This is a genomic window from Micromonospora echinofusca, assembly GCF_900091445.1.
Taxonomy (GTDB): Bacteria; Actinomycetota; Actinomycetes; order Mycobacteriales; family Micromonosporaceae; genus Micromonospora; species Micromonospora echinofusca.
Genome location: NZ_LT607733.1, coordinates 936,708 through 945,000, shown reverse-complemented (window position 1 = coordinate 945,000; position 8,293 = coordinate 936,708). Strand labels below are relative to the sequence as shown.

The 8,293-nt window shown below is 69.2% G+C and carries 8 protein-coding genes, 2 tRNA genes and 1 rRNA gene (1 of these 11 running past the window's edge); 2 read left to right on the top strand and 9 right to left on the bottom strand.

Annotated features, from left to right (window positions below; genetic code table 11):
• Positions 1-32: ribosomal RNA gene (locus GA0070610_RS04420) — 16S ribosomal RNA — on the bottom strand; it reaches 1,483 nt to the left of the window's first position.
• Positions 33-683: 651 nt separating this feature from the next.
• On the opposite strand from GA0070610_RS04420, the gene GA0070610_RS04415 reads away from it, so the two are divergent.
• Positions 684-911, top strand: coding sequence for a hypothetical protein (locus GA0070610_RS04415; RefSeq protein ID WP_088998845.1), 228 nt, complete (start codon positions 684-686; stop codon positions 909-911).
• 3 nt (positions 912-914) lie between these two features.
• Here the strand turns inward: GA0070610_RS04415 and GA0070610_RS04410 are convergent, their stop codons facing one another.
• From GA0070610_RS04410 to GA0070610_RS04385, 6 genes are all read right to left on the bottom strand, one after another.
• Positions 915-1,712, bottom strand: a complete 798-nt coding sequence (locus tag GA0070610_RS04410) for a carbon-nitrogen hydrolase family protein (protein ID WP_088998844.1) — start codon at positions 1,710-1,712, stop codon at positions 915-917.
• A gap of 147 nt (positions 1,713-1,859) precedes the next feature.
• Complete coding sequence (gene clpX / locus GA0070610_RS04405; RefSeq protein ID WP_088998843.1) at positions 1,860-3,155, bottom strand: ATP-dependent Clp protease ATP-binding subunit ClpX; 1,296 nt, start codon at positions 3,153-3,155, stop codon at positions 1,860-1,862.
• 219 nt (positions 3,156-3,374) lie between these two features.
• Complete coding sequence (locus GA0070610_RS04400; RefSeq protein WP_088998842.1) at positions 3,375-4,037, bottom strand: ATP-dependent Clp protease proteolytic subunit; 663 nt, start codon at positions 4,035-4,037, stop codon at positions 3,375-3,377.
• 10 nt (positions 4,038-4,047) lie between these two features.
• The gene (locus GA0070610_RS04395; RefSeq protein WP_088998841.1) at positions 4,048-4,689 is read right to left on the bottom strand and encodes an ATP-dependent Clp protease proteolytic subunit; all 642 of its coding nucleotides are present in this window, start codon (positions 4,687-4,689) and stop codon (positions 4,048-4,050) included.
• 169 nt (positions 4,690-4,858) lie between these two features.
• A complete protein-coding gene (gene tig / locus GA0070610_RS04390) occupies positions 4,859-6,211 on the bottom strand; it encodes a trigger factor (protein WP_088998840.1) in 1,353 nt (450 codons plus the stop codon).
• Positions 6,212-6,347: 136 nt separating this feature from the next.
• Positions 6,348-6,421 (bottom strand) — tRNA-Pro (locus GA0070610_RS04385).
• A gap of 188 nt (positions 6,422-6,609) precedes the next feature.
• On the opposite strand from GA0070610_RS04385, the gene GA0070610_RS04380 reads away from it, so the two are divergent.
• Positions 6,610-6,683, top strand: a tRNA-Gly gene (locus GA0070610_RS04380).
• Positions 6,684-6,736: 53 nt separating this feature from the next.
• Here the strand turns inward: GA0070610_RS04380 and GA0070610_RS04375 are convergent.
• Together GA0070610_RS04375 and GA0070610_RS04370 are read right to left on the bottom strand one after the other, a co-directional pair.
• The gene (locus tag GA0070610_RS04375) at positions 6,737-8,059 is read right to left on the bottom strand and encodes a tyrosine-type recombinase/integrase (protein ID WP_088998839.1); all 1,323 of its coding nucleotides are present in this window, start codon (positions 8,057-8,059) and stop codon (positions 6,737-6,739) included.
• Positions 8,059-8,277, bottom strand: coding sequence for a helix-turn-helix domain-containing protein (locus GA0070610_RS04370; RefSeq protein ID WP_088998838.1), 219 nt, complete (start codon positions 8,275-8,277; stop codon positions 8,059-8,061). The genes GA0070610_RS04375 and GA0070610_RS04370 overlap by 1 nt, the downstream gene beginning before the upstream one ends.
• Positions 8,278-8,293 lie beyond the last annotated feature (16 nt).

The following is an 8,293-nucleotide window of genomic DNA, read 5'->3' as shown; positions in this document are numbered from 1 at the left end:
TCGTCCTGAGCCAGGATCAAACTCTCCAACAAAAACTTGTTGAAAAACTGTCCCGACAACAAAAAGTGTTGCCAAAGGAATCCAAGACCAACAAACCACCGAAACAGTCTGCCAGCCAAGGGGTATAAATCAATTTGGCACTGGCTTATCAAGCACCCTGTTGAGTTCTCAAAGAACAACCACACACCAGTCGGGCGTCCCACATCGTGGGAACCCGCTTGGGGCAACTCCTCTACCTTACTCGGCCCGCCTCTCCGCGTCAACCTCGTGTCCGAGGTGATCAAGGAGGTGCGCTCCGATTCCACGATGACGCACGCCGGATTACGGCGGTCGTTGCTGTCGTGGGAAGCCGCAGACCGGCCGATCGCCACTTGGTGGCCATCCGCCCGGCTCCTGCCGGCTTCAGCACTCTACCCGGTCGGTTTCGCGATCGCAACTCCGTCTCGGAGCGTCCTCGCATCGCCCGGATCCCCAGCCTCGCTCAGCGTCTCCGCCACGAGCCTGGTGCCGTTGTCGGCCGGTTTGTCCGGCCTTCCGCGTGCAGAGAGAAAGTTACGCGGCCCCGCCGCAGAAGGCAAATCGGCGCTCGTCGCTGTCATCGGCGAGGGACCCGCCGGCGGTCGCCCGATCGCGATGACGGCGCGGGGGTCCGGAGGCGGCCCGGGCGTGCCAGAGTGTCTGTCATGGCTGACCTCCCGCATACCCGGGTGACCGTGCTCGCCGAGGACGCGCTGACGGGACTACTGCTGCCGTTCTGGCAGTTGGTCATCGGCGCCTTCGTGGTCTTCGTCGTCCTGATCTCGGTGGCCCGGCTGGCCCGGCGGGGGCGGTCGCGAATGACGACGGCACTACTGGTGACGGCCGCCGCGATCGCGGGCTTCGCCGTGGTGGGCGTACTGCTGCAGGGGTGAGCGTCAGAGGCGACGGTTCGCCAGGCTGGGCAGCTCGGCGCGGATGGTCCGCAGCCGGTCGAGGTCGAGGTCGGCCACGGCCAGGCCCGGTCCGTCGGGCACCTGGGTGAGCACCGTGCCCCACGGGTCGACCACCATGCTGCGCCCGTAACAGGTCCGGCTCGGCTCGTGGTCGCCGGTCTGGCCCGCCGCGGCCACGAAGCACTGGTTCTCGATCGCCCGCGCGCGCAACAGCACCTCCCAGTGGTCCCGCCCCGTGTGGGCCATGAAGGCAGCCGGCACCACGAGCAGTAGGGCGCCGCCGTCGACGACGAGCTGCCGGTACAACTCGGGGAACCGGAGGTCGTAGCAGATCGACAGGCCGACGCGAAGGCCCTCGACGTCGACGACCACCGGCTGGTCGCCCGGGGCCACGGTGGCCGACTCGAGGTAGGAGACCCGGCCGGGGATCTCCACGTCGTACAGGTGGATCTTGCGGTAGCTGGCGGCGAGCGTGCCGGAGCGGTCGAAGACCAGGGAGGTGTTCCAGGTGCGGGCGGGGTCCGGCCCGCGCTCGTGGATCGACCCGGCGATCAACCAGATGCCCAGCCGGCGGGCGACGCCGGCGAAGAACTGACCCATCTCGCCGTCGACCGGCTCCGGCGCCGGCATGTGCGCGTCGGGACCGAGGTAGTCGACGAACTCCGGCAGGAGTGCCAGGTCCGCGCCGGCTGCCGCCGCGCGTTCCACCAGGGCCTCCGCGGCCGCGAGGTTCGCCTTACGGTCTTCCCGGGAGTTGAGCTGGCAGACGGCGACGCGCATGAGTATCAGCGTACGGCCGGAGCGCGCGCGGCGACAGCGCCAACGGTGCCGATGGGGCTCCCGGGACGATCGGCTCCGCCGCCGGCCAGCCGGGGGGCGGACGCGACGCCGCGCCCGACCTGGACGGACGGGCGCGGCGACGATGGATCAGGCCGACTTCTCCTCGCGGTCCCGGCGGGCACGCCGGCCCGTGAACTCGCGCGGCACGATCGTCGGGTTGACGTTCTCCAGCACCACCTCGCGGGTAATCAGCACCCGGGCGGCGTCGGGGTTGCTCGGCACCTCGTACATCACGGAGAGCAGGACCTCCTCCATGATGGCGCGCAGGCCGCGGGCGCCGGTGCCACGCAGCATGGCCTGGTCGGCGATCGCCTCCAGCGCCGACGGCTCGAACTCCAGCTCGACGCCGTCAAGCTCGAAGAGGCGCTGGTACTGCCGGACGAGGGCGTTGCGCGGCTCGGTGAGGATGCGCACCAGGGCGGTGCGGTCGAGGCTGCGCACGTTGGTGATCACCGGGAGCCGGCCGATGAACTCGGGGATCAGCCCGAACTTCAGCATGTCCTCCGGCATGACCTGGCTGAAGATGTCGTCGGTCGACCGCTCGGAGACCGACCGGAGCCGGGCGCCGAAGCCGGTGCCGCCGTGCCCGGTGCGGGCCTCGATGATCTGGTCGAGCCCGGCGAAGGCGCCACCGCAGATGAACAGCACGTTGGTGGTGTCGATCTGGATGAACTCCTGGTGCGGGTGCTTGCGCCCGCCCTGCGGCGGCACGTTGGCCACCGTGCCTTCCAGCATCTTGAGCAGCGCCTGCTGGACGCCCTCACCGGAGACGTCCCGGGTGATCGACGGGTTCTCCGACTTGCGGGCGATCTTGTCGACCTCGTCGATGTAGATGATGCCGGTCTCGGCGCGCTTGATGTCGTAGTCGGCGGCCTGGATCAGCTTGAGGAGAATGTTCTCCACGTCCTCGCCGACGTAGCCGGCCTCGGTGAGCGCGGTGGCGTCGGCGATGGCGAACGGCACGTTCAACATCCGGGCCAGGGTCTGCGCCAGGTGGGTCTTGCCGCACCCCGTGGGGCCGAGCAGCAGGATGTTGGACTTGGCCAGCTCGACGGCGTCGCTGCCGGAGCCCGGCGCGCCGGCCGCCTCGGCCTGGATCCGCTTGTAGTGGTTGTAGACGGCGACGGCGAGCGCCTTCTTGGCCTGGTCCTGCCCGACGACGTAGGTGTCGAGGAACTGGCAGATCTCCATCGGCTTGGGAAGCTCTTCCCACTTCACCTCGCCGGACTCGGCCAACTCCTCCTCGATGATCTCGTTGCAGAGATCGATGCACTCGTCGCAGATGTAGACCCCTGGGCCCGCGATGAGCTTCTTGACCTGCTTCTGCGACTTACCGCAGAACGAGCATTTCAGTAGGTCGCCGCCGTCACCGATCCGTGCCACCTACGTTCTCCCTGCACTCGTCGGCCGGAGACCCCGGCCCTCGCCTGCGGACGTGGAAGCGCCCGCCTCGTTTCACCCCGCTCGTTCACCCCGCCGGCGGACCGGTGGAGCCGCACAGACCCGACGTTACCCGCTGGCGGAGGTTTCTCCGACCCCCAAAACGGGTGTGTCAGACGGTCGGCCGGGAGCGGACTCCCGGCCGACCTCGACCCGAGCTCATCAGCTGGCGGCGTTGGCCGCCAGCAGGCCCTTCTTGCGGCTGGTGAGGATGGTGTCCACCAGCCCGTACTCCTTGGACTCCTCGGCCGTCATGATCTTGTCACGGTCGATGTCCTTGCGAACCTTGTCGAGCGGCTGGTTGCAGTGCCGGGAGAGCATCTCCTCGAGCTGCGTCCGCATCCGCAGGATCTCCCGGGCCTGGATCTCGATGTCCGAGCCCTGCCCGTAGCCGCCCTCGGTGGCCGGCTGGTGGATGATGATCCGCGAGTTCGGCAGCGCCATCCGCTTGCCAGGGGTGCCGGCGGCCAGCAGCACGGCGGCCGCGCTGGCGGCCTGGCCGAGACAGACCGTCTGGATGTCCGGCCGGACGTACTGCATGGTGTCGTAGATCGCCGTCATGGCGGTGAACGAGCCACCGGGCGAGTTGATGTACATGATGATGTCGCGGTCCGGGTCGGTGCCCTCGAGCGTCAGCAGCTGCGCCATGACGTCGTTGGCCGACGCGTCGTCGACCTGGACGCCGAGGAAGATGATCCGGTCCTCGAAGAGCTTGTTGTAGGGGTTGGACTCCTTCACCCCGTACGACGTGCGCTCGACGAACGACGGCAGGACGTAGCGGTTGTGCACGGCCGCGAACTGGGGCGGCAGGCTCAGGTCGGTCATCGTCAGCTCCTCAGCTCAGGGTCCCGGCGCCATCCGGAACCTGGGCGGCCCCGATGATCACCTTGTCGATGAAGCCGTAGTCCAGGGCCTCCTGGGCGGTGAACCAGCGGTCGCGGTCGGAATCCGCCTCGATCTGCGCCTGGTCCTGACCGGTGTGGTGCGCGACCCGCTCCTGGAACATCCGCTTGGTGTAGAGCATCTGCTCGGCCTGGATGGCGATGTCGGACGCGGTGCCGCCCAGACCGCCGGAGGGCTGGTGCATCATGATCCGCGCGTGCGGCAGGGCGTAGCGCTTGCCCTTGGTGCCGGCGCAGAGCAGCAGCTGACCCATCGACGCCGCCATGCCCATCGCCACGGTCGAGACGTCGTTGTCGATGAACTGCATGGTGTCGTAGATCGCCATGCCGGAGTAGACGGAACCGCCCGGCGAGTTGATCCACAGGTTGATGTCGCGGTCCGGGTCCTCCGCGGCGAGCAGCAGGAGCTGCGCGCAGATGCGGTTGGCGACCTGGTCGGTCACCTCGCTGCCCAGGAAGATGATGCGCTCCTTGAGCAACCGGTTGTAGACCGAGTCGTCGAGGTTGCCAATGGTGTCGCCACCGCGGGCATCGATCGCCCGGAGCGGCTTCGCTTGGATGTGCATGTCGGTCATGGCAGCCCTTCGCTCTCCGTACCGTCCTACCCGACACTAACCGCTCAGCCGGATGGCAGAGCGCCGGTCCGGGCAGTGTTCGCTATCAGCGCAGCACCGCCGAGGCGTACCCGAAAAGGGAATCGGCCGCCGTCCACCGCTGGCGGCGGACGGCGGCCTTCCCCGACGATCAGTGCTCGTGGTCGTGCTGGTGCTCGGCCTCGCTCTCGGCGCGCAGCGCGTCGAGGGTGACCTCGTTGCCCGCCGAGTCCTTGATCTTGATGCGCTCCATGACCGACGCCAGGGCCTTGCCCCGCCGCACGTCACCGAAGACGGCACCGGCCGCGCCCGAGCGGACCAGCTGGTCGTAGTACTGCTGCGGAGCCATCCCGGCGCGCTGGGCCCGGTGCACGATCTCGTGGCCGAACTCGTCGTCGGAGACCTGCACGTCCTCGGCGTCGGCGAGGGTGTCCAGCAGCAGCTGGACCTTGACGCCCTCGGTCGCCGCCTCGGTCAGCTCGGCGTCGATCTGCTCCTCGGTCTTCTCCTCGGCCGCGAGGTATTCCTCCAGCGAGGCGCCGATCCGCTCGAGCTGGTCGACCATGGCCTGCTTGCGGCTCTCGACCTCCTCGCGGACGATGCCCTCCGGCGCGGGCACCTCGGCGGCGGCCACCATCTGCTCCAGCGCCTTGTCGCGGGCGGCGTAGATCTGCTCGACCCGCTTGCCCCGGGTGACCCGCTCACGCAGGTCGCCGCGCAGCTCCTCGATGGTGTCGAACTCGCTCGCCATCTGGGCGAACTCGTCGTTGAGCTCCGGCAGCTCCTTCTCCTTGACCGTGCGGACGGTCACCGCCACCTCGGCGTCGCGGCCGGCGAAGTCGCCGCCGACGAGCTGGGTGGTGAAGCTGGTGCTCTCGCCGGCGGACAGGCCGACGACGGCCTCGTCCAGGCCCGGGAGGAGCTGCTTGCTGCCGACCTCGTGGGAGATGTTGCTGGCGGAGCCGCCCGGCACGTCCTCGCCGTCGACGGTCGCGTTCAGGTCGATCTGGACGTAGTCGCCCTCCTGGGCGGCCCGCTCGACGGTCTTCAGGGTGGCGAACCGCTCGCGCAGGCTCTTCACCTGCTCGTCGATCTCGCTGTCGTCGATCTGGAGCTCGTCGACGGTCACCTCGATGGTGGCCGGGTCCGGCAGGGTGATCTCCGGGCGGACGTCGACCTCGGCGGTGAAGTTCAGCGAGTCACCGTCGTTGAACTCGGTGATCTCGACCTCGGGGCGGCCGAGCGTCTTCAGGTCGTGCTCGCGGACGGCGGCCAGGATGTTCTGCGGGATGGCCTCCTGCACGGCCTCGTTGAGGACGGTGCCCCGGCCGACCCGCTGGTCGATCACGGCCGCCGGAACCTTGCCCTTACGGAAGCCGGGCACCTGGACCTGCTGCCCGATCTCCCGGTACGCCTTCCTGAGGCTCGGCTCGAGCTCGACGAACGGCACCTCGATGGCGAGCCGCACGCGCGTCGGGCTCAGAGTCTCGACGGTGCTCTTCACAGGCGTACTCCTTGACGGATCTCGGTTTTAGTCTGGGCGTGATAAGCCCATCGAGTGTAGGCGAGCCGACCGGACGCACCGGCAGCGGCCGGGCACCGCGCGAAGGGTGACCCCGGCGGCCGGCCGCGGACGACAGTCGGGGTGGCGGGATTTGAACCCACGGCCCCTCGCTCCCAAAGCGAGTGCGCTACCAAGCTGCGCCACACCCCGTGGCGACGAGCAGTCTATGCCGTCGCGGCCCGCCGGAAGTCCCGGGGCGTCCCTCAACGCGCCGAAGAGGGACCAACCGGGCATCCGAGCGCTGCGGACGGGTCGCGGGGACCCGCCGGGACACGGCTGAGCGGGGGGCGCGGGTCATTGGGTACGCTGTCGGCGCGCCCGCAACAACCGGGGCGTACGCGGGCGTAGCTCAATGGCAGAGCTTCAGTCTTCCAAACTGACGGTGCGGGTTCGATTCCCGTCGCCCGCTCCACGAACTCCGGCCCAGGTCAACGGCGTTGTCGCCGAGCCTGGGCCGTTCTCGTTTCAGCCCTCTTTGATCTTGCGTGCCATTGGCGTGCCAGTAGCGCCGGCCGTGCCGTCCGAGACGGGTTCCCGTGCCGGCCGCTTGGTCTTCGTGCCTTTGGCCGCCTTGCGCGCCGCTGGCTTCCCCTTGGCCGCGTTCTGCTTGGCAGCCTTGCCCTTGGGCGCCTTGTCCTTCGTCTTGCTCGCCTTGACCGGCGCCGCCGCTCGCTTCGCCTGCTTGACGATCCGGCGGTCCATAGCGTCGGCGATCTCCCGATCCCGCTGGCTGTTGGCGTGCTGGTAGACCAGGGCCGCCCGCATGCTCGCGTGGCCCATCCGGTGCATCAGGTCCCGGGTACTGGCCCCGGTCGCCGCCGCCAGGTTGTTGCCCGTGTGCCGCAGGTCGTGGAAGTGGAAGCCCTCTGGCATGCCAGCCGCCCGCAGCGCCACCGCCCAGCCGACCGCCCGCCGGAAGTTGCCGGAACGCAGCACCGCACCCTTGTCTCCCGTGAAGACCAGCGCCTCCGACCCCTCCCCCACGTACTCGGTCAGGTGATCGGCCAGCGCGGTCCGGGCCGCCGCCGGCAGGGTCACCGTCCGGTTGCCCGCCTCCGACTTGGGCGGCCCGAACTCCATCCCGTTGCGCAACGCCGCCAGCTTGCGCGGGACGCGGACCGTGCCGGCCGCGAGGTCGACGTCCGAGCGGCGTAGCGCCGCCAGCTCGCCCCAGCGAAGCCCGGAGAACGCGGCGACGATCACCAGCGCGGAGAACCGGGGTGGCATCCGCCCGGCGAGCGCGAGCACCTGGGCGACGGTCGCCACCGGCCGCTCAGGCGTGTGATAGCGGTCATAGCCCGGGATGCGGCAGGGGTTCTGCCGGATCAGCTCGTCTTCCTTCACGGCGGTGTTGAGGATCGCCCGGAGGAGTGAGTACGCCTTGACCGCCTGCGGCTCCGTGGTGCCACCGTCGAGCAGCGTCCGGCGCCAGGTGCGGATGGTCTGCGGCTTGATCGCGCCCAGGGCGAGCGCGCCGAGGTGCGGGCGGATGTGCAGCCGGAACAGGTCTTCGTAGTTCTCCCGCGTGCGCGGCTGGAGCTTGCGTTCGGCGATCCACTTCCGGCCGTACGCGTCGAGCTTGACCTCCCCCGCCTCCGGGGCCGTCCACTCCCCCTTGATGATCTCGGACTCCACCACGGTCAACCACTTGGCCGCCTGGCGCTCGGTTTCGAAGGTGTGCGGCGCCTTCCGCTCCAACCCGTCCGGGCCGAGGTACCGCGCCTGGTAACGGCCCGAGGGGAGGCGACGCACGTTGCCGAAACGCCGCCGGCCCTTGCTGGCCGCCATCAGGCCACCTCCCCCAGGTAGTTGCGCAGGTGCGCCCGGGTCATCGGTACAACCCGGTTGCTGTCGATGTAGGCGGCGACGGCCGACGCCTCGAAGCGGACCAGGCGGCCGACCTTGACGAAGGCGATCCGTCGTTCGGCGACCAGCCGGCGGACGAATCGCGGCGTTGCCTTCAGGCGAGCGGCGACCTCGTCAGGGGTCAACAGCTCGTCATCCATGCGGTTGCTCCTCCCA

What these genes read in the sequence shown, in the direction of transcription:
- GA0070610_RS04415 (WP_088998845.1), top strand. Translation starts at nt 684, where the DNA reads ATGGCTGACCTCCCGCATACCCGGGTGACCGTGCTCGCCGAGGACGCG.
- GA0070610_RS04410 (WP_088998844.1), bottom strand. Translation starts at nt 1,712, where the DNA reads ATGCGCGTCGCCGTCTGCCAGCTCAACTCCCGGGAAGACCGTAAGGCG.
- GA0070610_RS04400 (WP_088998842.1), bottom strand. Translation starts at nt 4,037, where the DNA reads ATGACCGACCTGAGCCTGCCGCCCCAGTTCGCGGCCGTGCACAACCGC.
- GA0070610_RS04395 (WP_088998841.1), bottom strand. Translation starts at nt 4,689, where the DNA reads ATGACCGACATGCACATCCAAGCGAAGCCGCTCCGGGCGATCGATGCC.
- GA0070610_RS04375 (WP_088998839.1), bottom strand. Translation starts at nt 8,059, where the DNA reads ATGGCGGCCAGCAAGGGCCGGCGGCGTTTCGGCAACGTGCGTCGCCTC.
- GA0070610_RS04370 (WP_088998838.1), bottom strand. Translation starts at nt 8,277, where the DNA reads ATGGATGACGAGCTGTTGACCCCTGACGAGGTCGCCGCTCGCCTGAAG.